This is a genomic window from Candidatus Cyanaurora vandensis (assembly GCF_013285555.1).
In the GTDB taxonomy this organism is placed as follows: domain Bacteria; phylum Cyanobacteriota; class Cyanobacteriia; order Gloeobacterales; family Anthocerotibacteraceae; genus Cyanaurora; species Cyanaurora vandensis.
Genome location: NZ_JAAXLT010000172.1, coordinates 1 through 26,820 on the forward strand (window position 1 = coordinate 1; position 26,820 = coordinate 26,820).

Here is a 26,820-nt window from a genome sequence, read left to right on the forward strand (position 1 = left end):
GAGCCCGTAGACCGGCCTGTTGTGCCCCGAGAAGATCGGCTCGCCGACTGTCTCCGACGTGAAGAACCTGGGCGGGTCGTAATTGAACCCGCGCTAGGGCATAGGTAAAGATCGCAGGGTCGGGTTTGGCATGACCTACCAAACTCGAATAGACGACGGCTTGAAAGTACGAGCTGAGTCCCAGTTCCCGCAAAACTTGGATGAGTCGTTGGTCAAAATTGGAGACCACGACCAAGGGGAGACCCCGCGCTTGTAACACGGTAAGCACAGCTACGACCTCTGGGTACGGCTCCCAAGCTTCACCCTGGGCGAAACGGTCATACAACACCGCGAAATAGCCCGCAAAATCCGGGAACTGTTCGCCCCCCACGGTCTGCCAAACCACCCCATACCACCACTGCCGTTCTGCTGCTTCCCAGTCTCCCCGGCTGAAGTCCACGGGCGGTACGGCCTGACAAGCTTGCCGGAATTGTTGTTGGAGAACAGCGGCGTCCAGGTCCACCCCCCAGTCCTGGGCCACCTGACGATAAATCTCACCCACGGAACCCTTCACCCCAATCAAGGTCCCCGCCGCATCCAGGAAAACCGCCTTAATCATGTTTGGCTGAGGCGGTGATAGACCGTTGCCAAGGCTTGGTCATCCCCCACATTGCCGGGGAAGAGGACCACGGGTAACTCCGGGAAGCGGGGATGGTCCGCCGGACTACAGACCACCGAGCAACCCGCCAAGACCTGCCCTAAAAGTCGCGCCATGGGTAGGTTGAGGCCCTTACTCAAGACATCGTTGGAGGTTATCCCGCCCTTGCTAATCAAAAACCCCAAGGTCAGCGGCAAGCCCTGGACCACCTGCATCAACAACTGCGAGACTTCTTCGCCAAACTGGAGTCGGGTTTGCGTGTCCGCGAACATCAACTCCGTCCGGCTCGTGAAAATAACTGGGGTTAAGCCTTGGTAGTGGGCGGCGTGGGCTTTGGCAAGGATTTCAGCTAGTAGTAACGGGGCCTGGTCGGTTTCCAACAACCGCGCAACCGGGACTTCGATGGGAACGGTGCCCTGAGCTTGCAGAAGTTGAGTCAGTTGGGCGGTGGTCTTCTTGACATGGGAACCGACCAGGACCGCCCCGGCCCCGCCGCGCACGTAATTCGCCATTGCCTCGGCGGGGACGGGTTGGGGGGGAAGATGAGCCAAGGCCGTGATGAGACTCGCCCCACTGCGAAACAAAAACCGCTTCCCCTGGGCTACAGCCGCCAATACCGCTGCCGCAAATTGGTCTAAATCGCTCTGGATCTCGCCATCCACGACCACACAGCGATTCCCCTGTAACCCCAGTAACCTCGTCTGGACCCCGGCCCTCAAGTCTGCCAACAAAAAACGTTCCACTTGGTCGGCGGGAATCCGGCCCCCGGTCTTCTCAGCCACATAATCCGGCAGGTAACTGTGGTGGTAGCCAAACACCGAATCCTGGGCAAACTCGGTCTCATGGACGGGTGTCGGGACCCCCTGGACATAGAGATAATGAATGCTCCCACGGGTAACTCTGCCGCCCTCAAAAAAAGCCGGGACCAGGAAGTGAGCATCGAAAGGTCCGAGTTCCTCGGCAATCCCATCGGTCTCTAGGGGATAGTGCCCGCGCAGGGTCGAGTCCGATCGGCTGACCACCAGGAAATCCGTGATCCCCGCCACACGCAAGGCTTGCTTGAGGTTCCGGCAGACTTCACGGGTCGTCTGGGCGGCCCGTTCTGGGGTCAGGGCGCGGGTATTGGTGAGGATAAACAGCAACGGTGAACTATCCCGCAGCCCCACCAGTAAAGTCGCGGGGTCCCACTGGGTCAGCAATAGACAGCTATGGACGGTCTGCGAACCCGTGGGGTCATCGTCGAGGACTAGGATTTTCGGTGCCATCAGCCCACCAACGCCAAGACCCGCTGGACGAGAGCCTGAGCGGAGAGACCGTTGAAGTCCATCAGTTCGGTGGGACTGGCGGTAGTCTCGCCCCGCTTCCAGGCAAAAGTCTCGCGCTTAGGGGCGGTGGAGCGGAGCAGGATGGGCTCTAGTACGCCACTGGCCCCGCCCGTCACCCCAATCAACACCTCTCCCCCAAACATTGCCGCAAACCCCGCATCATCCAGAAAATCCCCGTCCGGTTGACTACAAGTCTCCCAGGCAACATCTGTGGGGCGATAGAGACGGCGCGGGTTGACCACCGACACCACTCGCACCCCGATTCCTTGGTCAATCAAGAGCTGTGTGGCCTCAAACACGGGCAACAGCGTCATATCCCCGACCACCGCAAAAACGACTTGTCCCGTTCCAGGTGTGTCCGCTAGCACGATCGCGCCCTGGGTCAACCCCTGCCAAGCCTGAGCAAAGGTGGTCCGCACGGGTAACGGGGACTTACTCGCGGTAATTACAATCCCCTTGTTAAAGGTAGACAAAGCCCACTGGTAGGCCACTTGAATGAAATTGGCATCGGTCGGGAAGACCGGGAAGATATTACCGTTACGCATCATGGCAGCGAAGTAATTTTCAATCTCTGGGCGTTGGTGGGTCCAGCCATTGCGTCCCTGCTCCAAGGCCCCGGCGGTAAATAGTGTGACCGTACTGGGGGTGGGACGGCGCAATTCTGCCATCGCCTGGGTCACGGTCTGCCAAATCGGTAAACCATTGATGGCAAAGGATTCATAGGAACACCACAGGGTCCTAGCTCCCATCAAACTCAGTCCCGCCGCAAGTCCGGCACAGGCATCCTCACTCAAAGGCTCGTAGACCTGTCCTTGGGGGGCCTGGAAATAGAGCGGGTCTAGCGTGGGATGGCGAATCTGGAGGGCTTGGTTGATGTTGGCAATCCCCGAGGCTTCGTTCCCGTCGGCATTGGTGACTAAGAAATTGGGGTCCTGCTGTCCGACGGCTCCCACCAGCTTGCCCATCGCCGTTGTCGCCACTTGTTTCGCGCCCACCGGGAATTCCTCTAGGGGCAAAGTTCCCAGTTCCAACACCGGGAAGACGGACTCGGTAACAGCGGTCTGGGCGGCGGGTCCCCCGCCCGCTCGCTTCATGTTCATCCGCACCAAAGCCCAAGCTGCCGGAGTCAAGGCGCGGGTCTGGAGGGCCTGCACGATGTCTGGATTCTCTAGGGTGTGGTGGGCATAGAGGTTATGGGACTTGGCTCCCTTCGCGTGGACCCCCGCACCCTTCAGTTGTTTGAGGATGAATACCGTTAGTTTCCCAGAGAGGGCGTTTTGGGCGGCTTGCTGCATCGTCGTTAGGACCGCTTGGGTAAAGGCCAGCCGGTGCTCCCAGCTAAAACAGGTACTGTCCACGTAGTCCCCGGCTTGGCCTTGGTCATCGTACTGCTTAGCATCCACCAAGAAGACTTCTTCAAACCCGTTGCCCCGACAGAATTGGACCATGCGCTCGTTATCCCAGGTCGAGACCATACTGTGATGTTCCTGGCTATAACCGTTCCAGACCAACACCGGCAAAAAGTTCGTCGTCTGGGGGAACGCCGTGTGGAAGTGACCCATGGCACTGAGGATATAGGGTTCGCCCAAGCCGCCATCGCCAATCGTGAAGGGAAAAAGTTTCTCTGGGTGCAACCGTGCGGCTGCCATCGCAAAGTGTTGACCCTGACCCAAGGGTCCTGCCGGAGCAAGGATACCGGGGATAAGGCCCGAGAGATGCCCGAGTAAACCATGGCGTTCTCGGAAGCGTTCGCGCAATTGTGTCACGGTATGGATGCCCATGGCTTCTAAGGAGCTATCCAGGAACATCGCACTATAAAAACCGGGGGCATGGTGGCCCACTTCGGTGAGGATATTTTTGTGGCCCAGCATGACTAGAGCGGCATAGGCTTCGACAGAGCTTGCAAATCCGCCCGGATGGCCCGAGGCTTTGCTTGCTGTCACCTGTAGGGTCAGATAGCGCAGGGCATCGGCGGCGAGCAAGGTCTGGTAGACCGCTTGGGGGTCTGTCGGGTCAGCAATCGCCGTCGCTCCCTCGGCAATCACCGGGGTCTGGTCTTCATCAGGCTGGGTACGGAAATACTGGATGCCTTCACAGAAGGCGGCGGTGGTGGCGGTGATCATAACAAACCGTCTGAACTACGGTCATGATACTCTCAAAAAAACCCCGCCCCACGGGTCAAAAGGACGCTCCAGCCACGAGTGTCTAAGTCGTACCCAAGCGATCCCCATAAATTCCCCTTTTTCAGGGGAATTTAAAGAGCTTATCAAGAGCGGCGTCTCTTCTACTTGCTCACCAATAAAAAACTACAAGCAAACCTCGTTTTTACAAAAAAATACTCTTCTGTACAAAGCAACATTTCTCTATATCAAGTAATGCTCCCTTACATCAAGTAACACAAATCTGTACAAAGCAATACTCTTCTATATTAAATAACACTCCTCCGTATAAAGAAATACTCCTGTCATACAGCTTGCACACCTTTATTTATCATTTGGCGGCGGTTCGTGTCCAACTGCCTCCCCTATTCATCCTTTAGCTTTAACTAACTTTGACGGTGAGAGCACTCCGTAGTAGGGTCCGGCGGTGACAGACTTGGAGGAATTCCTTGAGGACACGGTTGCCGTCTACCCGGTGGTCCTGTCCGTCTAACCACTCGGGATGCCACTGGATACCTACGAGCCATTCCCGCTCATTGATACGCTCAAAGGACTCACAAACCCCATCAGGGGCTTGGGCGGCGAGCGTGAGACCGGGCGCGAGGGTCTTCACAGCTTGGTGGTGGACGGTGTTGACTACGAGGTCGGCTTCGGGGTAGAGGGTGCTGAGCCAGGAATTCGCTTTGAGATGGACCCGGTGTTCCATGCGGTCATAGCGTTCTGGACAACGGTGCAGAAGACTCGCGGTCACTTGGGTAGTGATGTCCTGGTAGAGGGTCCCGCCCAAGGCGACATTCAAAAGTTGTGCGCCCCGGCAGATCCCCAAAATTGGTAAATGTTGTTCACGGGCAGCTTTGACGAGGCGTAACTCGTAAGCATCGCGCACCGGATCGCCTACCCAGGCCGGATTGAGGGGGTCCTCGCCATAGTTGCCAGGGCTCACATCCGCCCCCCCCGAGAGCAACAGTCCATCTAGCCCCCAAAGCACCCGGTAGGCTCCCTCATCACTCTTGAGGTCTACTAAGGGAACAGGAACTGCTCCGTGGCGGGCTACGCCGAGGACTAACTGTTCTTCGACATACTGGAGCGTCTTCCCGCGAAAGAGTGCTCGGTCTTGGTCAGGGTAGGCCAGACTAATCGAGATCCCCAAACGCAATTGATGGCTCATGGTGCGGTAGTGGCAAAGGTTAGCACAGTATACGCCTAGGGTCAGCCTGGGTCAAATTAGGACTTGCCGCACTGCAAACAGACTAATTACAATTGATATAGTTACACTCAAGTCAATTCAAGGAGACGCAATGGCAATTATTCGTTGGGCACCCTTGCGCGAGACGGCGATGCTACGGCAGATGGACCGTCTCTTAGTGGATGTATTCACTAAGCCTAAGGCCGAGACTTTTTTCGCGCCCGCTATGGAACTCCGGGAGCAGCCGAACGCCTATATTCTCCGTACCGCCCTGCCTGGGGTCAAAAGCGAAGATCTAGACATACAGGTGGACCCTACGGCTGTGTCTATCCGTGCTTCCCATAGCTACAGTAAGTACCAAGAGCAAGAAGTCGCCCACGGTAGCGAGTTCCGCTACGGGAAGTTCTCCCGTCAGTTGTCCCTGCCCGGTCGAGTGGATACGGACAAAGTACAAGCTGACTTCCAAGACGGCATCTTGACCTTGACCCTCCCCAAGGCCGAGCCGAGCACGACTCGCAAGATTCCCGTGACCGCTGGTATCCAAGCCCTCCCCACGACCAACGGCGACCCCGCCCAATAGTGACCGATGGTAGGTGAACCCCCGCCGCCCCCGGTGGGGGTTTTATTTATGGCAGACTGCTTACTATGTATGCCATTGATTTTGGGACCAGCAATACTGTGGTGAGTCGGTGGAACTCCATCACTCGTCAGGCCCAGACCGTCGCCTTGGGCCGCCTTAGTTACCAGGACCCGCCCAACCCCAGCTTGATTCCAAGTTTGGTCTACGTCCAGGGTCTAGGCCAAATCCAGTGTGGACAGGAGGTGCGCGACCAGGGTTTAGATTTACCGGGAGACCCGCGCTACTTCAGTGGTTTCAAGCGTGGGATTGGGGCCAAGGTCCAGGGATTTTTGCCCCAGGTGGACGGGGTGGGGCTGACTTTTGAACAGGTGGGAGCGTGGTTCCTCGGCCGGCTCTTTCAGCAACTCCAGGCCCAGGGCGAGACTCCGCAACAGGTCGTGCTCACGGTGCCCGTCAATAGTTTCGAGTCCTATCGGCAGTGGTTGGGGACCCAAGTGGCAGGTTGGCAGTGTGACCGTGTGCAACTGCTCGATGAACCTACCGCTGCGGCCCTAGGCTATCAGGCCCAGGATAGTCAGATGGTCTTGGTATTCGATTTTGGCGGCGGGACGCTGGACTTGGCCTTGATTGAACCGGGTAAACCCGAGGGGTTCTTTTTGAAATGGGCACTCAAGCGGCGCGACCAACGCCCCCGCACTGCTCGTGTCCTGGCTAAGGCGGGCCGGACCCTGGGCGGGAGTGATATAGATGTGTGGCTGGCCCAGGCTCTGGCAGAACAATGGCGTATCCCCCGCAGTTATCGTCTCCAACGGGTCGCCGAGCGCATTAAAATCGCCCTCTCCACCGCCGACAGCCACGAAGAAGCCTACTTAGATGAAGAGAATTTCACGACCTACGAACTCAGCGTCACCCGCGCCCAACTTCAGGAGCTATTGACAGCGCGGGGCTTTTTTACCCAGCTAGATAGTTGTCTCACCGAACTCCTCCAGCAGGCGCGTTGTACCCGCAAGGATATCTCCAAGGTTCTAGTCGTCGGCGGGACCAGCCAGATCCCCAGCGTCCAGAACTGGTTACGCCAGAGCTTCCAGCCCGATCAACTCTGTCTGGATAAACCCTTTGAGGCGGTGGCCCACGGTGCGCTCCAACTGGTCCAGGGAGTGGCAGTTCAGGATTATCTCTACCACAGTTATGGCATTCGTTATTGGGACCACCGCCAATCTCGTCACAGCTGGCAACCCCTGGTCAAGCAGGGTACGCCCTATCCCTGTGTGCCTGTGGAGCTCGTCTTGGGGGCCTCGGTTTCCAATCAACCCAGTATTGAGTTGGTAATTGGGGAACTAGCGGAGCAGGGCGCGGATACAGAGGTTTATTTTGATGGTAGCCGTCTGGTCACTCGACAGGGCAGTGGCCTCAACGTACAGGTGCGTCCCCTCAACGACACCGACCGGGGCCGCACGATTGTCCTGGACCCGCCGGGTTTCCCTGGGCTTGACCGGGTGCGGGTCTCCTTCTGGGTGGATGACCAACGCACTCTCCGTGTCACTGTCCTCGACCTCCAAACCAACCGCCCCTTGGCCCAAGACCAAGCGGTCATCGAGTTGCAGTGAGTTAAGAGGCCCCATACCGCATATCCTGTCGGGCACAGGCGTGGTGGGGCAGGGGAGCAAGATGAATAATAAAACCAGCCCATACCGAATCAACTCTCAGCGTACCCGCACTAGCAGACGACGTAAGGACCACGACCGACGCATTGCGGATAGACCGGATTAAGCTAGGGACAAAGGCTGAGGACGATACCATGACCCAAAGCGTAATGACCCTGGCCCGCTACATCCTGGCCCGCCAAGACACCTTCCCCGATAGCACTGGCGAGTTCAGTAACTTGATGTTGCTCATCGGGGTGGCAACCAAAACCATTGCCTGGGAACTGCGGCAAGCGGGCTTAGTCGAAGATGCCCTGGGGCTGACCGGGGCTATCAATGTCCAGGGTGAGCAGGTCAAGAAGATGGACGACTATGCCAACGAGACTTTTTTAAAAGTTTTTATGAATACAGGCTTGGTCTGCACAATGGTCTCCGAGGAGCTAGAAGGACCCGAGCACCTGATGCAGCCCTGCACACCAGGCAGTTATTCCTTGCTCGTAGACCCCTTGGACGGTTCGAGCAATGTGGACATGAACATCAATACCGGCTCAATTTTCGCTATCCAACGTCGCCGCTTCTGTGGAGACGATGAGGCCGATCTCCTCCAACCTGGTCGCGAACAGGTGGCGGCGGGCTATGTCCTCTACGGACCCAGTACGCTGCTGGTCTTTACCACCGGGCACGGCGTTCATGTCTTTACCCTAGACGCGGCGATTGGCGAGTTTGTCCTATCCACCGAGGACTTAGTCATCCCAACCCAAGGCCGCTATTACAGCGTGAATCAGGGCAATACCCGCCGCTGGCAACCCTGGCTGAGGGAATATCTGGACTATCTGCAAACTGAGGACAAAGCCACGGGTCGCCCCTACTCCGCTCGTTACGTAGGTTCGCTCGCCGCCGATATCCACCGGACCCTCCTCACTGGCGGCATTTTCCTATATCCCGCCGACACCAAAAACACCAATGGTAAATTGCGTCTACTCTACGAAGCCAATCCCATCGCCATGATCCTCGAACAGGCTCAAGGTCGTGCCATCACCGACCAAGGTGAGACCATCTTAGAAATCACACCCACCCAACTGCACTAACGGGTCTCCGTCATCGCTGGCAGCCCCCACGAGGTCGGACTCGCTCAACAGTTTATGAGAGCACGGTCAGCCGTTTGAATATCTCTAGGGCATAAGTTCTTGTTAATAAAAAAGCCCCCCTTGCGGGAGGCTTGAAGTTAAATCAACCGTACTAGGTACTCAACCCTGCCGTAGCTGCAATTAAGAAGGCAGCATAGGTCAAGATGTACCCGACCGTAAAGTGAGCGAGACCCACTAGGCGACCTTGGACAATAGACATTGCCACAGGCTTGTCTTTCCAGCGGACCAAGTTAGCAAGCGGGGTGCGCTCGTGCGCCCACACCAGCGTCTCGATCAACTCTTGCCAGTAACCACGCCAAGCAATCAGGAACATGAAGCCCGTTGCCCAGACTAAGTGACCGAACAGGAACATCCAGGCCCACACTGACAGGTTATTGACGGGGCTACCGGGCGCATAACCGTTGATGATGGGTGCAGAGTAGGCCCACAGGTAATCCCGGAGCCAGCCCATCAAGTAGGTGGAACTGTTGTTGAACGAGGCCACGTTGTCGGTCCAGAGAGCTAAATGCTTCCAGTGGAAGTAGAACGTGACCCAGCCCAGGGTGTTGAGCATCCAGAACATCGCCAAGTAGAAGGAGTCCCAGGCCGAGATATCGCAGGTACCGCCACGCCCCGGACCATCGCAGGGGAAGGCGAACCCGAAATCCTTCTTATCCGGCATCAGCTTGGAACCACGGGCATCAAGCGCACCCTTGACCAAGATGAGGACGGTGGTGTGTAGACCCAGGGCAATCGCATGGTGGACCAAGAAGTCCCCCGGACCAATGGGCAGGAACACGGGCTGGATCAGCTTGTCATAACCGAGGGTGGCACACTGTTGGAGCATGTTCCCGACAGGTGTACCCGCTGAAGCTTGAGCCGCTGCTGTCAGACCAGGACCGCCATTGATTGAGCAGAACCAACCTTGACCGAAGAGCCCCGTCGGAGCCGTGGCGACCGCACCCATCGTGGCGGTTGCCGGGTCCGTAGACGCAAAGCCGAACAAAGGCGCGATCCCAGGGATAATCACCCCGGACTGAGCCTGGACCCACTGAGCAAAGACGGGCTCAATCAAGATCTGGTCCTCGGGCCGTCCGAAGGCTTGCATCACGTCATTGTGAACGTAAAGACCCAGGGTGTGGAAACCCAAGAACAAAGAGACCCAGGAAAGGTGGGAGATAATCGCCTCTTTGTGTTGCAGGACCCGCGCCAGCATGTTGTCCTTGTTGGCCTCCGGGTCATAGTCCCGTACCCAGAAGATGGCAGCGTGGGCGAAAGCCCCCACCAACAGGAAACCGGCAATGTACTGGTGATGCGTATACAGCGAGGCGGTGGTGGTGTGGTCCTGGGGTAAGAACTGGTAGGGCGGCAGAGCGTACATCTGTTGCGCCACTAGCGAAGTCACCGTCCCCAAGGCCCCAAGGGCCAAGGACAACTGGAAGTGGAGGGAATTGTTAACCGTGTCGTAGAGACCCCGGTGTCCCGCCCCCACTCCAGGCCAAACTTGACCGTCCACCAGTTCCTTGAGGTTGTGCCCCAAGCCAAAGTTGGTCCGGTACATGTGGCCCGCAATGATGAAGATCACCGCAATCGCCAAATGGTGGTGCGCCATGTCGCTCAACCACAGGGTCCCGGTGTCCGGGTTCAACCCGCCGTAGAAGGTCAAGATGGGCGAGGCATTGTTCACACCGGGCTGGGCATAGACCCCCCAGTTCCCGGAGAACACGGGCCAGACCCCATCGGCGATAAACGGGATGGGCGAGGTCACACCGGGGGCGACGTGGGGAGCTTGCTGGAGGAAGTTACCCCAGTTCACTTCCCGGCCTTGCATCCGGGGGATCGCGACGTGAATCAAGTGGGCGGCCCAAGCCAGGGAAGAGACCCCGAAGAGGCCAGACAGGTGGTGGTTCAAACGCGATTCAGCGTTCTTAAACCAAGCCAGGGTGGGGCGGAAGCGCGGCTGTAGGTGGAGCCAGCCCGCCGCCAAAAAGACCGCCGCCAGCAGGATCAAGAAGACCGCGCCCTCGTACAACTCAATGTTGTAACGGATGCCGATGGTGTACCAGAAGTAGTACAGACCCGAGTACATGATGTTCACGGGGCCGTTGCCACCTTCAGGGGTAAAGGCTTTGATTGCCCCTTGCCCGAAGTGGGGATCGAAAATCGCGTGAGCAATGGGCTTGACCTTAGTTGGGTCGAGTACCCACTGCTCGAAGTTACCTTGCCAGGCCACGTGGAAGTTTAACCCCGAAGCCCACAGGAAGATGATGGCAATGTGACCGAAGTGGGAGGCGAAGATCTTTTGATACAATGTCTCCTCGGTCATCCCGTCATGACTTTCAAAGTCATGGGCGGTCGCAATGCCGTACCAGATCCGGCGGGTAGTGGGGTCTTGGGCCAAGTCCTGGCTAAATTTGGGAAACCGTGTTGCCATGACTTACTCCTATATCGCCAGGAATCGAGCTAAGAAAAACGCCCAGGTGGTGACGATCCCCCCAAGCAGATAGTGGGCAACGCCGACCGCCCGACCTTGGGTGATGCTCAAGGCGCGGGGCTGGATCGTGGGGATTATTTTCAGCTTGTTGTGCGCCCAGACGATGGACTCAATCAACTCTTGCCAATAACCCCGACCACTGAAGAGGAACATCAAGGAGAAGGCCCAGACAAAGTGTGCGCCCAAGAACAGGAGTCCATAGGCTGCACCGGGCGTGTTGTAGGAGTTGATGACCTGAGCAGCCTGAGCCCAAAGGAAGTCACGCAACCAACCATTGATGTTGACCGCCGAGGCCGCAAACTGTGTCAAGGCAACCGTTTGCCCGTTCCCCAAGAGGACATCCACACTGGGGACGAGGTGCTCGACGGCTCGGGTATCGGCATTGACCGTGCCCCAGACATCGGACTGCATCTTCCAGGAGAAGTGGAAAATCACGACTGAAATGCAGTTGTACATCCAGAACAATCCGAGGAACACGTGGTCCCAAGCGGAGGACTGACAGGTACCGCCGCGTCCCGGGCCGTCGCAGGGGAACCGGAACCCGAGGTTGGCTTTATCGGGGATTAACCGTGAAGACCGAGCGAATAAGACCCCTTTCAGCAGGATCAACACCGTGACGTGGATAGTCAGGGCGTGGATATGGTGGACCAAGAAGTCCGCCGTACCAAGAGGCACCGGGGCAATCGAAACCCGATTGACGATCTCGCCAGCCACGGTGGTCGGGATGGCAATCAAGCCACTGCCCCACACGGGCGAAGTAGCGAGGTTCACATAGGGAGCCGTTGCACTACCCGCTGCTGCGGCGTGGATACCCTGCACCCATTGGGCGAAGACGGGCTGTAACTGGATGGCCCAATCAGCGAACATATCGCCGGGACGACCCAAAGCCTGCATCGTATCGTTATGGACATAGAGCCCGAAGCTGTGGAAACCCAGGAACAAACACACCCAGTTGAGGTGAGAAATAATGGCATCCCGATGACGAATCATCCGGTCCAGGAGGTTGTTCTGGTTCACTGCTGGGTCGTAGTCGCGGACCATGAAAATTGCCGCGTGTGCCCCCGCCCCCACAATCAAGAATCCGCCAATCCACATGTGGTGGGTAAACAGCGAGACCTGGGTGGCGTAGTCAATCCCCATGTAGGGATAGGGGTTCATGGCGTACATGTGGTGCGCCACGATGATACTGAGCGAACCCACCATCGCCAAGTTGATCGCCAACTGCGCGTGCCAGGAAGTCGTCAGGACCTCGTAAAGCCCCTTGTGGCCTTCGCCAGTGAAGGGACCTTTGTGGGCTTCAAGGATTTCTTTAATCGAGTGCCCCAGACCCAGTGGGTTCCAGGGACCGTTGGTGCGGTACATATGACCCGCAATGATGAACAGGACCGCAATCGCCAAGTGGTGGTGCGCGATGTCCGTTGTCCACAAAGCTCCCGTCTGCGGATTCAAGCCACCTTTGAAGGTCAAGAAATCCGAGTAGACCGACCAGTTCCCCGTAAAGAAGGGGGCTAGGCCTTGACTAAAGCTCGGGAAGAATTCCGCCATCCGCTCGGTACTAAAGGCGTACTCATGGGGCAGGGGAATTGCTTCAGCCCTCATGCCCTTATCGAGCATCTGGTTGACGGGAAGCGCAACGTGAATCAAGTGTCCGGTCCAAGAGAGCGAACCTAGACCCAACAAACCCGCTAAGTGGTGGTTGAGCATGGACTCGACGTTCTGGAACCACTCCAGTTTGGGAGCGCGGACGTGGTAATGGAACCACCCCGCAAACATCATCAGGGCCGCCGCGCCTAGAGCTGCCACCGCTGAGGCCAGCAATTGGGTGCTGTTGGTGTAACCCACCGCCCGCCAGAGGTGGAACAGGCCGGAGGTCATGACGATCCCGCCCTGCTCAAAGCCTTGAGCGGCGGCTGATGGGTCATTCAAGACTTCCTGTCCGAAGACCGGGAAGACAAATTGGGCACTGGGCTTGATTGCCGTGGGACTGTTGACCCAGGCGGCGTAGTTGGAGGAGAGCGCACCGTAAAAGTAAAAAATGCTCGCCCACACAAAAACCACCCCGAGGTGACCAAAGTGGGCAGCAAAGATTTTACGGGCGATATCCTCCCGGTCCGATGTTTGAACTTCAAAGTCGTGGGCAAGAGCATGCAGGTCCCAGATCCAGGTGGTGGTCTTGGGTCCACGCGCCAAGGACCGCTCGAACCATCCGGGTTTAGACCACTTCTCCACGGAAGTAGGCACCGGATTTTCGTCTACGGTAACTTTGGTGCGTTGCTCCTCCCCCTGAGGGGTCATCGTCATAGGAGTTTTCCTCAGTCGGCGGGAGTAAGATGAGTCGCTGATCCCTCTTCATGAAATAAAGCATGATTGCACTATGTCGAGGGACAGAGACTCAAAAGCATTATAGGCCAGTGTTTCTCTAGCTTTAGACGACTTAACAATTTGTAAAACTGTTAACTTTTCTTATCGTAAATAGACTTGCATAACCAGCATAGATGGCTCTCAGCTTGATTCCTAGCAATGTTTATATTATGTAGCAACCGGAAATTTTCAGTTTGTCATCTAACGTTTAGCCATAGTCCAAGTCAGACTAACCCGGACTCTCCCCCCCGTCAACCATTCCCGTTCCCAGCGGCCCCCCGGCAAGCTCTGACTGATCGTGTTCATGGCCTTGGTCCCGTAACCGCTTTCTTGAAATGGGGCGGCTCCATCGTTCTCGACGACTAACTCGGCTCCCTCTAGGGTCCGCTTCAGGCTAATTGCTAGGTACGTGCCTCCCTGTCCGTGGCGTAGGGCATTGGTAAAGGCCTCCCGGAAGAAACGAAAAATGTCCTCGCGGGCATCTAGCCAACTACTTTCAGTGAGGGGTTCAGCCAGGGACGCTAGCTCAAGGCGTACCGGGAGCAGGAGTTCGCCTTTGTGCTGGGCTTCGTCTACTAAGGCACGGATGCCTTGGTCTAGGCCCTGTTTGAGTTGCGGAGAGATCTCCAATTTGTCCGCGAGGCTGCGTAGGTTTCCCAGTTCGTTACGGATACCCCGCCCAATCTGTTCGAGCTGGTCCAAGCTGTGGTCAATCACTTGGGCTTGGGGCTGGTCTAGGCTGGCTTCGAGGTCGTCCATGACCAGTTTGAGTTGCTGTAATTGCTGGTCATGGATATCCGTGGCTACCCGGTAGAGGAGTTTACGAGCTTGATTGAGGATGGCCTGCCGTTCGGCGCGGCGCAGTTGCTCTAGCTGTCCCGTGAGTTCCATCACCCAGTGCGTCGCCTGGATACACACCAAGGCTCCCAGCCCAAAAAAGACGGGTAACAGGACCCCTCCTACTCCCAGCGCTAGACCTGTGATCCCCAGCCAGCCTGCCACCCCAAGCCCATACATGAACCAGGGCCATGGGCGGTACTGCAAAAACCACCACCAGAGTAAGCCTATCCCCAGCACCACGCTGCCTTGGCATGGCGCGGACAGGACTCGGTAATAGTCTTGATTCAAGGCGGCACGAATCGTCTGGGCTTGGGCTTCAAGGCGGTCCATCGTGCCCCAAGGGGTACGGACTAGCTCCCCAGCGGGTCCCAGGACGATAATCTTGTCCTGAACATCCCGGCATCCCCCCGCGCATACTGCTTGGCTGTCCTGGATGGGGACACTCCCCGGCGGACTCAAGCGGACTCCTTGGGTTTGCGTCAGCGGTTGGACCCCGGCCCACTTTTGAGTCGTTAACCCCGCTACCGTTGCCAGGGTCAGGGGACCGCGCATCACCGCCGCCGTATCTCGATAAACCTGGGGCGGCTCCAGGAAACGAGTGTCCCGCCCTTGGACAACGAGTAGGCTCTCTAATGGGTAACGGTACTGTTCGCCATCCTCAGTGAAGCTCTGGAAATGGTTATAAACCTGGGTGATCCGCGCTCCCGGCGCCGCCTGAGTGACAAGGACCAAGTGCGGGTAATTACGGGCCAAGACCAGACTCAGGGGACAGTCCAGGTTTGTCTGTAAAGCACTGAAGCAGGGTGACGGTAGATCCAACGGTAAACGGCCGGGGAGGCGTAAGGGCAGAGCAAAATCTTCAGGTAAGTTAAGGACGACACCCCGGGCTCCAGCAGCGAGGAGCTGCTCTACCCGTTGGGCGTACACAGGGCGGTCAATGAGAGCATTCTTCCCCGTGAAGGACACGACTTGGATGGGTCCCGGCTGTGGATTTGGGAGTTGGCGCAACCACAGGTCCCCCGTAGCCCACGCAACATCTATTAGGGGAGTTTGCGGAAGGACCCAGCCCCACAAAATCGCCCATCCCACCACCAGCCAGAACCTCACTCCACCTTGACCAAATTGAAGTTAATCACCTGTCCATTGCGCCGGGTCAAGGTGACATAGAGGTAGGACTCGGCATACCGGAAATCCCAGTCATCCCGGCGGTCCACGGCGGGTCCCTCCAAAGAACGGATGCGGTCGCCCTTTACTTCTAAAGTTAAGCGTAAAGTCCCCCCACTACCGGGACCACTGATAATCTGCCCACTCCCGGACCACACTTCCCGTTGGTCACGCCGGGGACGCTCAACCCGGTACTCAGTCCGTGCCGATGGCATTGTCACCGGGGGGGGTATCTTCACACTCACTAACCCCATTAGCAACCAGCCAAACATCCGCACTCACCCGGAGGAATACTCCGAGGATAACGGACCTCTACCACAGCTTTGCAACTCTCAAGAGTAAAGTTCGCTACGGTCTACCGCAATGAGGATGATTTATCAAAATTTGCAGGTAGCATCATCACGTTCTTAGCAAGCCCCAGGGTTTGCAGGGTGCTAATCACCCACCAAGTCGTGTCCACTTCCCACCAGTGCCAGCCCGTCTTGGCAGCGCGGGGATGAGCGTGGTGGTGGTTGTGCCAGCCCTCACCATAGGTCAAGAGCGCGACCCACCAGGAATTGCGGGCATTATCTGGACTCGCGATGGTGCGATAGCCATAGAGATGGGCGGCGGAGTTAACCAGCCAAGTGCTATGCCAGACCAAGACTGTCCGTAGAAATATACCATAAATAACAAAAGACCAACCGCCTAGCCCGAAAAGTAGCAACCCGAGAGGAATCTGGAGCGTGAGGTAATAGCGGTCCAGCCAGCGATAAAAAGGATCGCGCACCAGTTCTGGGGCGTACTTAGCATAGGTCTGGGCTGAGAAAAACCCTGAGCGTGGGTAAAGCATCCAGAGTATATGACTCCACCAAAACCCACGTTGGGCAGAATAGGGGTCTAGATCAGTCTCGGTGTGGGCATGGTGCTGACGGTGCCAGCCCACCCAAAAAATCGGTCCCCCCTGGAGAGCCAACGCCCCTAGGACCGCAATCCCGTAGGCTAACCACTGAGGGACCTGAAAACTGCGGTGTGACAAGAGCCGATGGTAGCCCAGACAAATCCCTACCCCGCCAATTAACCAATGCAAAAACAATGTCACGCCCAGAGCAGACCAGGAGAAATTCCAGAGTGCTAACAGAGCCATTCCATGGAAGCTACCCAGAAACAAAGCTGTGGGCCAATGTAAAGTAAGAGGCTGTCGCACAGCCGCCGAAGCCGTCAGATTCATAAAAACTCCTGTGAAGCGACCTGCTTAGACAAGCTGGGTTCATTTACCCTGAAAGCAAGTGGCACTTGCTTGAAAACAGCCTAACATCCCGCGCTAAACTATGCAAGTAGCACTTACATCTCACCGCGCCATGACCCCTCCACCCCTCTCCACCCGCCAACGTTTACTCCAGGCTGCCTGGGAACTCTTTGCTGCCCAAGGTATTACCGAGACAACGACGCGCCAGATTGCAGAGCGGGCTGGAGTCAATGAAGTCACCTTATTTCGTCAGTTTGGGCATAAGCATCGGTTATTGGCGGCGGCCCTAGAAGAGTCGGCGTGGCTAGCCCCATTTGCCACGCCAAGCAACACGCCACGTGGGCTGCGGGACTATGCCTCTCAACAACTGCAAGTCCTAGAGCAGGTACCCGCCCTACTACGTTCTCTGATTGGCGAAGCGGGGCATTACCCCATCCAGACCCGTCTTGCCCTAGGCCAAGCTCTGCAACAGATCAATCGCCACACTACCCAGTATTTAGCGTCTGCTAACCAAAAGGATGAGCTTTCGTCCGCTCAACGCACAGCAAGTTTACTCAATACTCTGCTGCTGGGTTATGCCTTAGTCCAGTTTACGAGTGGGGAAGATGTACTTTGGCGAGACCGGGAGGACTTTTTGGATAGTCTAGTCGTGTTAGGTCCCTTTACCCCTAGTCCCATGCCAGAGATCGTCAGTGATCTGTCCCCCAACCTAGTCCACGAATTATTACAACGCGCTAAAAAAGCCCATCCCCGCGACTATGCCTGGATTTACACGCTGTTTGCTACTGGACTCACACCTACAGAACTTGTGCAGCTACAGCGCGATCACCAGATCACAGACGGAGACCAATATCTCCTCCAGATCGCTCAAGGTGTAATCCGCCAAGTCCCCGTCAACCAGCGCATTCTTGGAAAACGCTACGGCTCCTACAGCAATAATCCTCTAACTCAGTGGTTAAAGAGCCGTAAGGACAGGGTGCCAGAGCTATTCGTTGACAATCAAGGGGTTCCCCTCACGCTTACTGCCCTATGCACTCGCTGGCAAGAGCTAGTTACAGGTTTAATAACCCCAATCCCCACGATTGAGCAAGCCCGTCAAACCTGGGGTGTCGAAATGCTGCTCCGAGGCATCACCCCCGAAGACCTAACCGTGCTGTCCGGCCTAACCCAACTCGAACTACAGCCTTACCTGAAGCGCGTCAAAGAAAAGCAAGCCCTAGAACAAGCTCTCAAACTCGATCACTAAGGAGGCCCCTCTGCCCCATACCCTGTCGGACACAGGCGTGGTGGTGGACCACGGACTAAGCCAATCGCCCATAGATCTCACTAGCAGCCCGATGGAGGAGAGCGTGGCGGACGACAAGTTCCAGCATGGATTCGCCGTAGCCGCCGCCAATCACCGCCGCAACCGGAACCCCCCGCGCCACACAGGTACTCAAGACCGCCCGGTCCCGCTCGTAGAGTCCCTGGTCAGTCAGGGCCAGTTTCCCTAAGCGGTCGGCGTAGTGAGGGTCTACCCCTGCGTCGTAGAGAACTAAATCAGGGCGGAAACTCTGGAGGAGCCGGGGGAGATGGTAGTTGACCAACTTGAGGTACTCCGCATCGCCAAGACCCACAGGTAAGGGCACATCAAGGTCACTATTTTGTTTATGTAAAGGGAAATTGTCCGCGCAGTGCATCGAGAAGGTGAAGACCCAGGGTTCGTTTTGGAAGATGAACGCCGTGCCGTCGCCTTGATGCACGTCTAAGTCCACAATTAGCACTCGCGCCACTAAGCCTTCTTGGTGGAGGCAACGAGCCGCAATCGCCAGATCATTAAAAATACAAACCCCCGCCCCAAAATCTGAGAAGGCATGGTGGGTCCCGCCAGCCGTATTACAGGCAAGGCCATGGGTCAAGGCCAGCCGCGCCGTGAGCAGGGTCCCCCCCACCGCCGTACAGGTGCGCGTCACCAAAGCCGGACTCCAGGGTAGGCCAATCCGCCGCATCGGGTGGGTCCCCTGACAGAAGTTTCGTACATACTCCCGGTCATGGACTAGAGCGAGTAAATCCTCAGTAGCAGGTTGAGGGCAATGGAACTCGTCGGGGGCAATCCCTTGGTCTACCAGATAATCCCGGAGCATCTTAAACTTGGACATCGGGAAACGATGACCCTCCGGGAGCGTGATCCCATACTGCGGACTGTAGACCAGAGGCAGCACTATACCCCGCCAAAAATACCCGGAAAAGCTAACCGGAAGGCAGCCGTCAGGAGCAGATTAACCAGACCAATCGGCAGCAGGAACTTCCAGCCCAGGTCTAGCAATTGATCAATACGGACACGGGGCAGGGTCCACCGCGCCAGGATTGCCAGAAAAACAAAGATAGTGGACTTCAGAACTGTAATCACAATCCCCAGGAATGCGGCAAACAACTGGAACACGGGGTTTAATAAATCCACCCCCAGCCAACCGGCCAAGGTCTCTACCGGGACGAAAAAACCCCAACCCCCCAAGAAAAGAATCGTCGCCATCAACGAACCCAGGACTAAGTTGGCGTACTCTGCCAGATAAAACAGCGCAAACTTCATCCCGGAATATTCGGTGTGGTGCCCTTGGACGAGTTCTGATTCCGCCTCGGGGAGGTCAAAGGGTGCCCGCTCGGTTTCCGCTAGGGCCGAGATTAAAAAGACAACAAATCCCACCTGCCCAACAATCGGCTTAAACACATTCCAGGAGAGCATCCCGTAGGTATTTTGAGCCTCGACCACGGCAATGGTGGAGAGGGAGCCAGTCATGATGACGACCGAGAGGACCGAGAGGGCCAAGGGAATTTCGTAGCTGATTGATTGTGCCGCTGCCCTGAGTCCGCCCAAGAGCGCGTATTTATTGTTAGAGGAATAGCCAGCCATCAAGGCACCAATAGGCGCCACACTGCCCAGGGCCACTAAAAAAAAGACCCCAATCGTCAGGTCCGAGATGATTAGGTTCTGTCCGAAGGGCACGACGAGATAGGCAAAGAAAGCCGGGATAAGTACGAGGATAGGGCCAATCGTGAACAGCCAGGGGTCAGCTTTGCGCGGGATAATGTCCTCTTTGACGATGAGCTTGATGGCATCTACGACCCCCTGGAGAAAGCCCGCCATCCCGACAATATTGGGACCGATGCGTTGCTGCATATCCGCCGCCCATTTGCGTTCGCCCCAGATGGCAAGTAGGACGGCGACTGTCACGACAGCGAGGATGACCACCATCGGTAAGGGTAACCAGAAGGCACGGGCCACCTCCTGCGGCAAACCAGCCCCCGTCAGCAATTCCACAAAGCTACGCTGCAAATCAATACCCTGATTCATCCCGTTTTTTGCATCGGTTCATCCCCCAAGATACTCCGTGGTCGGGACAATCCGGGTATCTTGGGGAGAAACCATGGGACGATGGCATGGACGACTTGAGCTATCCAACGGGTAAACGGATTTTGGGTGGGGTGTTGTGGGGCAGTCTGTGGGGGGGTGGATTTTGTGGGGTGATCCTCGCTTTGGTGCCTGTAGGTCCGGCGGGATTAGCTTTGGCATTCATGGTCCTGCTCGCGGCAATGGGGGCCGGGATTTCGCTGTACTGGAACGCTGCCCGTGCCGAGTGTTTTGAATGCGGCACTGTCGTCACCGTTACTCCCTCAGGCGGTAGATGTAGCGGCTGTGGGCAACGGTACCGGGGGGTCCACCGCGAACTCATCAAAGTAGACGGACCCTAGCTGAGGCCATGAACCAGTTATATATACTTACCCCCTGCGGTAGATTCGCCCAGGGAACAGGCATAGTAGTAATTAGAAGCCCAACTCAGCGGAGAAGTTCAGCCCTATGCGTATTGTCTTGGTGGAAGACCATACCCTCACCCGCATTGGTCTCAAACTTACCCTCCGTCAAGAAGGGTTCAATGTTGTGGGCGAGGCAGCTAACGGACGACAGGGGCTAGTAGCCATTGAACGTTACCGACCGGACTTGGCAATTATTGACATCGGTTTACCCGATATTGATGGGGTCGAGGTGACCCGCTTGAGCAAAGCCAAGTTTCCCCACATCCCCGTAGTTATCTTGACCCTCCAAGACATGGATGAGACGGTGAAAGCTGCCTTTGCTGCCGGCGCTGATTCTTATTGCCTCAAGGACATTGCTGGAGCCATGTTGGCCCAGGTTCTACGGCTCACGGCAGCAGGCACGCGGTGGGTGGACCCGGCATGCGGGTAGGGTTGAGGTCCCCGAACCCAGTCTCACGTCAATTTAGTCCGCACTGCGGCTAGTACTCGTTGGAATCCCTTGGAAAAGGGATGTTGGTCGAGGTCAACCCAGTCTATCGCTGAGCATTGTTGTTGTACCCGTGGGGCAAGGGTACCTTGCCAGACCTGGAAGTTGGCGTGGAAATGGGTGTACTGGTGTTTGACGGTGGCTTGCCAGACTCGGGGGACCAAGCCCTCGTAGTCCGTCTTGGCCTGGATGGGTTCTTGAACGACGCAATTGGGTAATTCCCATAACCCACCGAGGAGTCCTTGGGCAGGCCGTTGCCGGACCCATAACCCATCCTCGGTTTGCGCGACTAGCACTAAGAAGACCCGCTCGGGCACCGGGGGCTTGGGTTTGCGGGGCGGAAATTCAGTCACTCGCCCTTGTTGGTAGGCTTGGCACCAGGGTTGGAGCGGACAAGCCGGACATTTGGGTTGACGGGGGATACAAACTGTCGCGCCTAGGTCCATCAAGGCTTGGTTAAAGTCGCCCGGTGCCTTAGGGTCCACCTGTTGGTCCGCTAGAACTTGTGTCACCACGGGCTGGGCGAAAAAACGACTGTAGACCCGGCGGATATTCCCGTCCACCGCACCGAGAGGCAACCCCAGTAAGACCGAGGCTACCGCTCGCCCGGTGTAATCCCCCACTCCGGGAAGTTTCCGCCAACCTGGGTAATCCTGGGGCCAACCCTCAACAGCTAGTTGTTGGGCGGTGCGGTGTAGATTGCGGGCACGACCGTAGTAGCCCAAACCCACCCAGACCTGGAGAACTGCGTTCAAATCAGCCTGTGCCAGATCAGCCAAGGTCGGGAATCGCACCAGAAACCGCTCGAAGTAGGGCAACATCTGACTCACCCGCGTCTGTTGGAGCATCACCTCCGCGAGCCAAACCCGGTAGGGGTCCGGGTCCCGGCGCCAGGGTAGATCTCTGCGGTGTGCAAGGTACCAAGCCAACAGCGTTTGCCGCCAATCCATCGTCTGTTCCATCTGCCCTAATACTGGGGCCAGAAGAGGGGTAGACCCAAGCCAGTATCGCAACGGTGGACAAGTATTTGCTTCCCAGACCGCTCGGTGTAATAGAGGAAAACCCCGCCCCTGGTGATCATGTACTCTGGGTCTTGCCGCCGGAGTGCCCCAGCCCCACTTACTTTACGAAAGAGCGGGTTGGTCGGGTCAATCGCAGCGAACCAGAGGTCGCCTGGACCGTCTAGGGTCTCGCTAGTAATAAACATCACGTAAGACCGACCGTTATAGATGAAGGGTTCAGCGGAGATAGCCAGGGCCTCGCCCGCTGGCGGTTGCAAAACATTGATCTGTGTCCAGACGTTATCAATCCGGCGGTAGACCCCGATGCCCCGCTTGTCTAGGCCCGTGATAAAGACCGGCTCCTGCGCAAACTCAGGCGCATTAAACATGAAAGGGTCGTCTTTCTGGAGGGGATCAAACGTCAACTGCGTAATCACGTCTGTATCCAAATTCCAGTAGGCAGCTTGGTCAATGTTGTTTGCCTTGATGGTGATAGTCAAGGCGCGGACCCCAGCACCGGGCACCGCGCGGCCCTGGGTAGCAGTGGACTCGGGGACGACACTGATCGTACTGGGGTCAACAATCTCCCGCCAAGTCAAGATGGGACCCCCTGGTTCACCAGGAGGTTTCGCGTTATAGCGGACAAATGGGTCGATAGCGGTGTAATCTACACTCCCGAAGGGGGTCCGTCCGCCCTCAGTCCCCGGCATCAACCCAGCCTGCCACCGCCGACCGTTAAAGCCTGCCACCCCCAGATAGCTCACCATGTCCACGAGTTTTGAGTAGACGACTAAAGACCCCCTAGCACTGGCAGCCCACTCCGGGCCATTGCCACTGGCAGCAATGGGCAGGAGGCCAGTGTCTAGAAGTTCACCCATGCCCGTCGGTGGAATCAAAGCCCCAGTAGTTTTGTTTACCTTGGCAACCCAGAGGTTGAGGTCGTCATCCTGCCAAGTGAAGTTAAAGCCTTGATGGTCAAACTCGATATCATTCAAACGGATACTAGGGTCGGAGACCACTTGATCCGTGACAACAAAATTGAGGGGCTGGGGCTGAGGAGCCGCTACGAGCGCGGGACTGAGCGTCAAGGCGAATACCGTCGAGAGAAGCAGGCGAGAGAGCATGATAGAGCCAGGGGATTTTAGCTAATCTTAGTCTCCTACCGCCTAAGAGCAAGGTATTTAGGATTACCTCAGCTACTCATCCAGCAAACTTTTACCAAGTCTAGTCCGTATACTAACTACCATAGGAAGCCCCATGAACCGACCCGCCCTGACCCGAAATATCGCCTTACTTGCCCTTACCGCCTTGATTTTCTTTGGCGGAATTTTGAAGATATCCTCAGTTCAAGCCACCAATCCTCCGGCACGTCCCGCTCTAGGGAAGGAGACTGCCGTATTTGCGGGGGGCTGTTTCTGGGGTGTGGAAGCCGTATTTGAGCATTTGCAAGGGGTCGAGGGGGTTGTTTCTGGTTATTCTGGAGGCGATGGGGCGACCGCCCACTATGAAGCGGTGGGGACCGGCTGGACGGGTCACGCCGAGGTGGTCCAAGTCACCTATGACCCCAAGCAAATTTCTTACAACGAGCTCCTCAAGGTCTACTTCCTGGTGGCCCACGACCCGACGCAGTTAAATCGGCAGGGACCCGATTCGGGAACGCAGTACCGTTCTGCCATATTTTTTACCAATCCTAAACAACAACAGGCTGCTCAGCGTTATATCGCTCGACTCAACCAAACCCAGCAATTCCCTAAACCCATCGTCACCCAGCTAACCCCCCTGACGAGCTTCTACCCCGCCGAGGACTACCATCAAAATTTCATCACCCGCAATCCCAACTACCCCTACGTTGTCGTCCACGACTTGCCCAAACTCGCCCAACTCCAAAAACAGTTCCCCAACACATACAAGCCCTAGCACGTGTTATTCGTTGACTGTGGGGGTTATAATGTGGTGCTACGGACACTTTCTGTAGGACCCTACCGTGCCAGACACCCAGATTCTTTCTCCCCTAATTGAAGCTGCCGCAGTCCTCCTTAACTTCGCGGATAATAAATCTTTGAAGACAGTCTGCTTGAATAAAGCACTCTTCTACCTAGACCTAAGCTATCTGAGGGACTATGGAGAGATGCTCACGAAAACTGCTTACATTGCGTTGACCCATGGACCTGTCGTTGCAAAGTATGACAAAAAACTCATAAAACCGTTGATTGAGGCGGGGCTTGCTACTCAGGAGCAAGCAGGGGATACTCGTCCAGTGAAACTTGTGAAGTTGCCCACTAAATTTCACTTTGATAATGATAAGGTTATATCTCTCGCTATTCCTATTGCAGAACACTTCTCGCAGGTATCTTCTTTAAAAGCTTCAGACCTATCTCATGAAAATTTGGGGTGGAGGTTAGCTTACCAAGAGGGTCTTGAAGCAAAAAAATCACCTCTTCCAATTAATATGACAATTGCCATGCAACAAGTTTTAGATGACGATCCTTGGTTATCAGAGGAAACTTCTGAATTAAGTTGGAAGAGTATCTATGAGGCTGATCATTATCAGTATGACAATAGTAGGGAGCTTGAATGGCAAGGTATTCACCAAGCGACGGTAAATGGATAGTTGCTCCAAATGCGAAAAATATTTACGACATCAGGCAACAGATGGGTGAAGACAGCTACAATCTTGCCAAGTCTGATTTACAGAAAATTCTCTGCGACTATTTTTCATGTGGGCAATGTGACTTCAAGCTGGGTCAAACTATATCACCAATTGGCAAGACTCCAGCAGGAGGAAAGGTTTTAAAAGTCCGTCTTGGACTAGCAGGACGCGGCAAGCGTGGTGGTTTACGCCTCTCTGTTGTTGTCTATTGTAAAGAGAAACGTGTTGTAATCGCCGAAGTATTCAAGCGAAAAGAGGACCCTTCAGATGAAGAATTCTCCTTGTCAGTATCAGGTTTAGACTAGCTAGCTACAATCCTAATCAGCCGATTGATGAGTCTCAATGGTGCAATCCGTGGTTGCATAGCCGACGCAGAGTTGCACGTATCCGCTGGCAATCTGGTCTTTGTCTAGGACTGCTTGTTCGCTCTGATCTATGGAACCCTGAGTCAATTTCCCCGTGCAAGTACCGCAGACCCCGGCTCGACAGGAAAAAGGCAGGTTGATCTTGTTCTTCTCCGCAACATCCAAGATGTACTGGTCATCGGGGGCTTGGATGGTCTTAGAACCACTGGGCGTCAGCAGCGTGATGGTATAAACAGCCATGGTGGAGTCCTTTTGTCGGGTGTGGTCTACTTTCTTTACGCAAACAAAGTACTTTTAGAATGGCTTGAATTCAGGGCCGTGGGGAACTTCGGTGGACAGGAGGCGTAAAATTTTCACTGCCACTGGGCCGGGGACGGCGGGGAGGATAGCTTGGCCCCGTGCCGGGGCGACGCAGCGAACCGCGTCCCCGAGGCGGGGACTTGGGCATGATGGCGACAAAGCGCGGCGACTGAACTTCTAGATGGTCCCCATCGCGGCGCACCTCGAAGTCCCAGAACTTATTCCGGGCATTGTCGGGGACATTGCCATCCAGCCGCAGCTTAAAGGCTTTGCTGGGTTTTTTCTTTTTCTTCTGCTGGCGGATCTTGACGAGTACATAGCCGTCTTCAATCGATTGGAAAACAACTTCACCACGTACCGAGAAATAGCTCTTGGTCACGGGTAGCGGGGCGGTGGTCTCGCCGTATTGCTTGACTTGGCCCTCCGGCGACCAGACCCCGACAATCTGTGCGTGCATCCCGCCTACTTCCCGCGTCCGGGGATAAACTACCCAGAGTTGTTCACGGCTGAGGTCTAGGTGCTTACGGACCAAGCTGAGGACCCGACCAAGCAGAACCGCATCAATGGTGGCACCGTCATCGGTCTCAATGATACCCTTAGTGATGTGGTCTTCCTCGGGGATATAACGCCCCCGGATCAACCCGATGGCCCGGTACTGGAGGGCTTCTGAGGGCACTGGGAATGGGCGTTCTACCTGCTTGATTGCTGAAGTCACATCGAAACTCATTGACGGCTGACTCGGACCATAATTCTGGAGTATAGCCGTTTTGTCCAACAAACAGGCATTGAGGTGAACGCAATTGGCCGTAAACTCCAAAAAAATCATCCTGGGTATAGCAGGTTTCTTGATGGGGGGAGCTTTTTTAGCCCCGCCCTTAATCGCCTTCTTTGGCAGTATTTTTAGCCCGACCGCCACGGCGGATGTGGCGGTGCAAGGCGGAGAAGACGGCTCGTTGCTCCAAAAACAAGCAGCGGGCTATGAAGTCGTCCTCAAGCGTGAACCGAACAACACCAACGCGCTGATGGGCTTGGTGGAAGTCCGTCGCAAACAAGGCCGTACCCAAGAAGCCATCGCCCTGCTGGAGCAAGCCGAGAGCTATGGTGATCCCAGCCTCACAATGTCTCTGGCCCAGCTTTATCAACAGACTGGGCAGACTCCCAAGGCCCTCGCTGCCTATGACCGGATTCTCCTATTGATCCCCGATTGGGTACCCGCCCTACTAGGTAAAGCGATTACGCTGAAGATGGCGGGACAGACCCAAGCTGCCCAGGAACTCTACGTCAAAGCCCTCGCCAAGGCTCCTGAGGACCTCAAGCCCCAGGTAATCGAGAGCTTTACCAAGGCCCAAGCTCCTGCTACTACCCAAGCCCCCACAGCTAAACCCGCCACTCCGCCTGCCACTACCAAATAAAACCATGCCACTTACCTCTGCGAAACCTTTGACTGACTGGACCGAACAAGATGCTGCCCTGCTCGCTGA

Annotated in this window: 25 protein-coding genes; 10 read left to right on the top strand and 15 right to left on the bottom strand. The window is 56.1% G+C overall.

Annotation, left to right across the window (positions count from 1 at the left end; translation table 11 throughout):
* The 4 genes from HFM78_RS11910 to HFM78_RS11925 all read right to left on the bottom strand — a co-directional run.
* A partial coding sequence (locus tag HFM78_RS11910; RefSeq protein ID WP_287129666.1) for an HAD-IA family hydrolase occupies nt 1–598 on the bottom strand: 598 nt, incomplete at its 3' end.
* Nucleotides 595–1,902, bottom strand: coding sequence for a four-carbon acid sugar kinase family protein (locus tag HFM78_RS11915; protein WP_287129667.1), 1,308 nt, complete (start codon nt 1,900–1,902; stop codon nt 595–597). The genes HFM78_RS11910 and HFM78_RS11915, both read right to left, overlap by 4 nt.
* The gene (locus HFM78_RS11920) at nt 1,902–4,085 is read right to left on the bottom strand and encodes a phosphoketolase (protein ID WP_287129668.1); all 2,184 of its coding nucleotides are present in this window, start codon (nt 4,083–4,085) and stop codon (nt 1,902–1,904) included. The genes HFM78_RS11915 and HFM78_RS11920 overlap by 1 nt, the downstream gene beginning before the upstream one ends.
* A gap of 418 nt (nt 4,086–4,503) precedes the next feature.
* A complete protein-coding gene (locus tag HFM78_RS11925) occupies nt 4,504–5,289 on the bottom strand; it encodes a gamma-glutamyl-gamma-aminobutyrate hydrolase family protein (protein ID WP_287129669.1) in 786 nt (261 codons plus the stop codon).
* A 130-nt stretch (nt 5,290–5,419) separates the two neighbouring features.
* Between HFM78_RS11925 and HFM78_RS11930 the strand changes: the two genes are divergently transcribed.
* From HFM78_RS11930 to fbp, 3 genes are all read left to right on the top strand, one after another.
* Nucleotides 5,420–5,887, top strand: a complete 468-nt coding sequence (locus tag HFM78_RS11930; RefSeq protein ID WP_287129670.1) for an Hsp20/alpha crystallin family protein — start codon at nt 5,420–5,422, stop codon at nt 5,885–5,887.
* A 65-nt stretch (nt 5,888–5,952) separates the two neighbouring features.
* Entirely contained in the window at nt 5,953–7,494 is a 1,542-nt protein-coding gene (locus HFM78_RS11935; protein ID WP_287129671.1) for an Hsp70 family protein, read from the top strand.
* A gap of 191 nt (nt 7,495–7,685) precedes the next feature.
* Nucleotides 7,686–8,618, top strand: coding sequence for a class 1 fructose-bisphosphatase (fbp, locus tag HFM78_RS11940; protein WP_287129672.1), 933 nt, complete (start codon nt 7,686–7,688; stop codon nt 8,616–8,618).
* 151 nt (nt 8,619–8,769) lie between these two features.
* Here the strand turns inward: fbp and psaB are convergent, their stop codons facing one another.
* The 5 genes from psaB to HFM78_RS11965 all read right to left on the bottom strand — a co-directional run bounded on the left by psaB (nt 8,770) and on the right by HFM78_RS11965 (nt 16,726).
* Nucleotides 8,770–11,091, bottom strand: coding sequence for a photosystem I core protein PsaA (psaB, locus tag HFM78_RS11945; protein WP_287129673.1), 2,322 nt, complete (start codon nt 11,089–11,091; stop codon nt 8,770–8,772).
* Between the two features lie 9 nt (nt 11,092–11,100).
* Nucleotides 11,101–13,452, bottom strand: a complete 2,352-nt coding sequence (gene psaA, locus HFM78_RS11950) for a photosystem I core protein PsaA (RefSeq protein ID WP_287129674.1) — start codon at nt 13,450–13,452, stop codon at nt 11,101–11,103.
* 261 nt (nt 13,453–13,713) lie between these two features.
* On the bottom strand, nt 13,714–15,360 hold the full coding sequence (locus HFM78_RS11955) for a sensor histidine kinase (protein WP_396033643.1): 1,647 nt from the start codon (nt 15,358–15,360) through the stop codon (nt 13,714–13,716).
* 95 nt (nt 15,361–15,455) lie between these two features.
* The gene (locus HFM78_RS11960; RefSeq protein WP_287129675.1) at nt 15,456–15,788 is read right to left on the bottom strand and encodes a hypothetical protein; all 333 of its coding nucleotides are present in this window, start codon (nt 15,786–15,788) and stop codon (nt 15,456–15,458) included.
* Between the two features lie 83 nt (nt 15,789–15,871).
* Nucleotides 15,872–16,726: a fatty acid desaturase gene (locus HFM78_RS11965; RefSeq protein WP_287129676.1), complete on the bottom strand. Its 855-nt coding sequence runs from the start codon at nt 16,724–16,726 to the stop codon at nt 15,872–15,874.
* Between the two features lie 130 nt (nt 16,727–16,856).
* On the opposite strand from HFM78_RS11965, the gene HFM78_RS11970 reads away from it, so the two are divergent.
* Nucleotides 16,857–17,990 carry a TetR family transcriptional regulator gene (locus HFM78_RS11970; RefSeq protein ID WP_287129677.1) on the top strand — a complete coding sequence of 378 codons (1,134 nt, stop codon included), beginning with the start codon at nt 16,857–16,859 and terminating at the stop codon, nt 17,988–17,990.
* A gap of 55 nt (nt 17,991–18,045) precedes the next feature.
* Here HFM78_RS11970 and HFM78_RS11975 read toward each other — a convergent pair whose 3' ends face one another.
* Both HFM78_RS11975 and nuoH read right to left on the bottom strand, forming a co-directional pair.
* Nucleotides 18,046–18,948 carry a histone deacetylase gene (locus tag HFM78_RS11975; protein WP_396035039.1) on the bottom strand — a complete coding sequence of 301 codons (903 nt, stop codon included), beginning with the start codon at nt 18,946–18,948 and terminating at the stop codon, nt 18,046–18,048.
* Entirely contained in the window at nt 18,945–20,075 is a 1,131-nt protein-coding gene (nuoH, locus tag HFM78_RS11980; protein WP_287129679.1) for an NADH-quinone oxidoreductase subunit NuoH, read from the bottom strand. Before nuoH ends, HFM78_RS11975 begins: the two co-directional genes overlap by 4 nt.
* 86 nt (nt 20,076–20,161) lie before the next feature.
* Here nuoH and HFM78_RS11985 point away from each other — a divergent pair, with 86 nt between their 5' ends.
* A complete protein-coding gene (locus HFM78_RS11985; RefSeq protein ID WP_287129680.1) occupies nt 20,162–20,473 on the top strand; it encodes a hypothetical protein in 312 nt (103 codons plus the stop codon).
* 106 nt (nt 20,474–20,579) lie between these two features.
* A complete protein-coding gene (locus HFM78_RS11990) occupies nt 20,580–20,966 on the top strand; it encodes a response regulator transcription factor (protein ID WP_287129681.1) in 387 nt (128 codons plus the stop codon).
* Between the two features lie 23 nt (nt 20,967–20,989).
* Here HFM78_RS11990 and mutY read toward each other — a convergent pair whose 3' ends face one another.
* Together mutY and HFM78_RS12000 are read right to left on the bottom strand one after the other, a co-directional pair.
* Nucleotides 20,990–21,973, bottom strand: coding sequence for an A/G-specific adenine glycosylase (gene mutY, locus HFM78_RS11995; protein WP_287129682.1), 984 nt, complete (start codon nt 21,971–21,973; stop codon nt 20,990–20,992).
* A 17-nt stretch (nt 21,974–21,990) separates the two neighbouring features.
* The gene (locus HFM78_RS12000; RefSeq protein WP_287129683.1) at nt 21,991–23,148 is read right to left on the bottom strand and encodes a hypothetical protein; all 1,158 of its coding nucleotides are present in this window, start codon (nt 23,146–23,148) and stop codon (nt 21,991–21,993) included.
* 133 nt (nt 23,149–23,281) lie between these two features.
* Here HFM78_RS12000 and msrA point away from each other — a divergent pair, with 133 nt between their 5' ends.
* From msrA to HFM78_RS12015, 3 genes are all read left to right on the top strand, one after another.
* Nucleotides 23,282–23,941, top strand: a complete 660-nt coding sequence (gene msrA, locus HFM78_RS12005) for a peptide-methionine (S)-S-oxide reductase MsrA (RefSeq protein WP_287129684.1) — start codon at nt 23,282–23,284, stop codon at nt 23,939–23,941.
* A gap of 67 nt (nt 23,942–24,008) precedes the next feature.
* Nucleotides 24,009–24,635, top strand: a complete 627-nt coding sequence (locus tag HFM78_RS12010) for a type II toxin-antitoxin system antitoxin SocA domain-containing protein (RefSeq protein WP_287129685.1) — start codon at nt 24,009–24,011, stop codon at nt 24,633–24,635.
* Nucleotides 24,599–24,979, top strand: coding sequence for a hypothetical protein (locus HFM78_RS12015; protein ID WP_287129686.1), 381 nt, complete (start codon nt 24,599–24,601; stop codon nt 24,977–24,979). Before HFM78_RS12010 ends, HFM78_RS12015 begins: the two co-directional genes overlap by 37 nt.
* Before the next feature lie 12 nt (nt 24,980–24,991).
* Here HFM78_RS12015 and HFM78_RS12020 read toward each other — a convergent pair whose 3' ends face one another.
* Together HFM78_RS12020 and HFM78_RS12025 are read right to left on the bottom strand one after the other, a co-directional pair.
* Complete coding sequence (locus HFM78_RS12020; RefSeq protein WP_287129687.1) at nt 24,992–25,279, bottom strand: 2Fe-2S iron-sulfur cluster-binding protein; 288 nt, start codon at nt 25,277–25,279, stop codon at nt 24,992–24,994.
* A gap of 70 nt (nt 25,280–25,349) precedes the next feature.
* On the bottom strand, nt 25,350–26,066 hold the full coding sequence (locus HFM78_RS12025; protein WP_287129688.1) for a hypothetical protein: 717 nt from the start codon (nt 26,064–26,066) through the stop codon (nt 25,350–25,352).
* 73 nt (nt 26,067–26,139) lie between these two features.
* Between HFM78_RS12025 and HFM78_RS12030 the strand changes: the two genes are divergently transcribed.
* Nucleotides 26,140–26,751, top strand: coding sequence for a tetratricopeptide repeat protein (locus tag HFM78_RS12030; protein WP_287129689.1), 612 nt, complete (start codon nt 26,140–26,142; stop codon nt 26,749–26,751).
* Nucleotides 26,752–26,820: the final 69 nt, after the last annotated feature.

What these genes read in the sequence shown, in the direction of transcription:
- HFM78_RS11915 (WP_287129667.1), bottom strand. Translation starts at nt 1,902, where the DNA reads ATGGCACCGAAAATCCTAGTCCTCGACGATGACCCCACGGGTTCGCAG.
- HFM78_RS11920 (WP_287129668.1), bottom strand. Translation starts at nt 4,085, where the DNA reads ATGATCACCGCCACCACCGCCGCCTTCTGTGAAGGCATCCAGTATTTC.
- HFM78_RS11925 (WP_287129669.1), bottom strand. Translation starts at nt 5,289, where the DNA reads ATGAGCCATCAATTGCGTTTGGGGATCTCGATTAGTCTGGCCTACCCT.
- HFM78_RS11930 (WP_287129670.1), top strand. Translation starts at nt 5,420, where the DNA reads ATGGCAATTATTCGTTGGGCACCCTTGCGCGAGACGGCGATGCTACGG.
- HFM78_RS11935 (WP_287129671.1), top strand. Translation starts at nt 5,953, where the DNA reads ATGTATGCCATTGATTTTGGGACCAGCAATACTGTGGTGAGTCGGTGG.
- fbp (WP_287129672.1), top strand. Translation starts at nt 7,686, where the DNA reads ATGACCCAAAGCGTAATGACCCTGGCCCGCTACATCCTGGCCCGCCAA.
- psaB (WP_287129673.1), bottom strand. Translation starts at nt 11,091, where the DNA reads ATGGCAACACGGTTTCCCAAATTTAGCCAGGACTTGGCCCAAGACCCC.
- psaA (WP_287129674.1), bottom strand. Translation starts at nt 13,452, where the DNA reads ATGACGATGACCCCTCAGGGGGAGGAGCAACGCACCAAAGTTACCGTA.
- HFM78_RS11960 (WP_287129675.1), bottom strand. Translation starts at nt 15,788, where the DNA reads ATGTTTGGCTGGTTGCTAATGGGGTTAGTGAGTGTGAAGATACCCCCC.
- HFM78_RS11965 (WP_287129676.1), bottom strand. Translation starts at nt 16,726, where the DNA reads ATGAATCTGACGGCTTCGGCGGCTGTGCGACAGCCTCTTACTTTACAT.
- HFM78_RS11970 (WP_287129677.1), top strand. Translation starts at nt 16,857, where the DNA reads ATGACCCCTCCACCCCTCTCCACCCGCCAACGTTTACTCCAGGCTGCC.
- nuoH (WP_287129679.1), bottom strand. Translation starts at nt 20,075, where the DNA reads ATGAATCAGGGTATTGATTTGCAGCGTAGCTTTGTGGAATTGCTGACG.
- HFM78_RS11985 (WP_287129680.1), top strand. Translation starts at nt 20,162, where the DNA reads ATGGACGACTTGAGCTATCCAACGGGTAAACGGATTTTGGGTGGGGTG.
- HFM78_RS11990 (WP_287129681.1), top strand. Translation starts at nt 20,580, where the DNA reads ATGCGTATTGTCTTGGTGGAAGACCATACCCTCACCCGCATTGGTCTC.
- mutY (WP_287129682.1), bottom strand. Translation starts at nt 21,973, where the DNA reads ATGGATTGGCGGCAAACGCTGTTGGCTTGGTACCTTGCACACCGCAGA.
- HFM78_RS12000 (WP_287129683.1), bottom strand. Translation starts at nt 23,148, where the DNA reads ATGCTCTCTCGCCTGCTTCTCTCGACGGTATTCGCCTTGACGCTCAGT.
- msrA (WP_287129684.1), top strand. Translation starts at nt 23,282, where the DNA reads ATGAACCGACCCGCCCTGACCCGAAATATCGCCTTACTTGCCCTTACC.
- HFM78_RS12015 (WP_287129686.1), top strand. Translation starts at nt 24,599, where the DNA reads ATGGCAAGGTATTCACCAAGCGACGGTAAATGGATAGTTGCTCCAAAT.
- HFM78_RS12020 (WP_287129687.1), bottom strand. Translation starts at nt 25,279, where the DNA reads ATGGCTGTTTATACCATCACGCTGCTGACGCCCAGTGGTTCTAAGACC.
- HFM78_RS12025 (WP_287129688.1), bottom strand. Translation starts at nt 26,066, where the DNA reads ATGAGTTTCGATGTGACTTCAGCAATCAAGCAGGTAGAACGCCCATTC.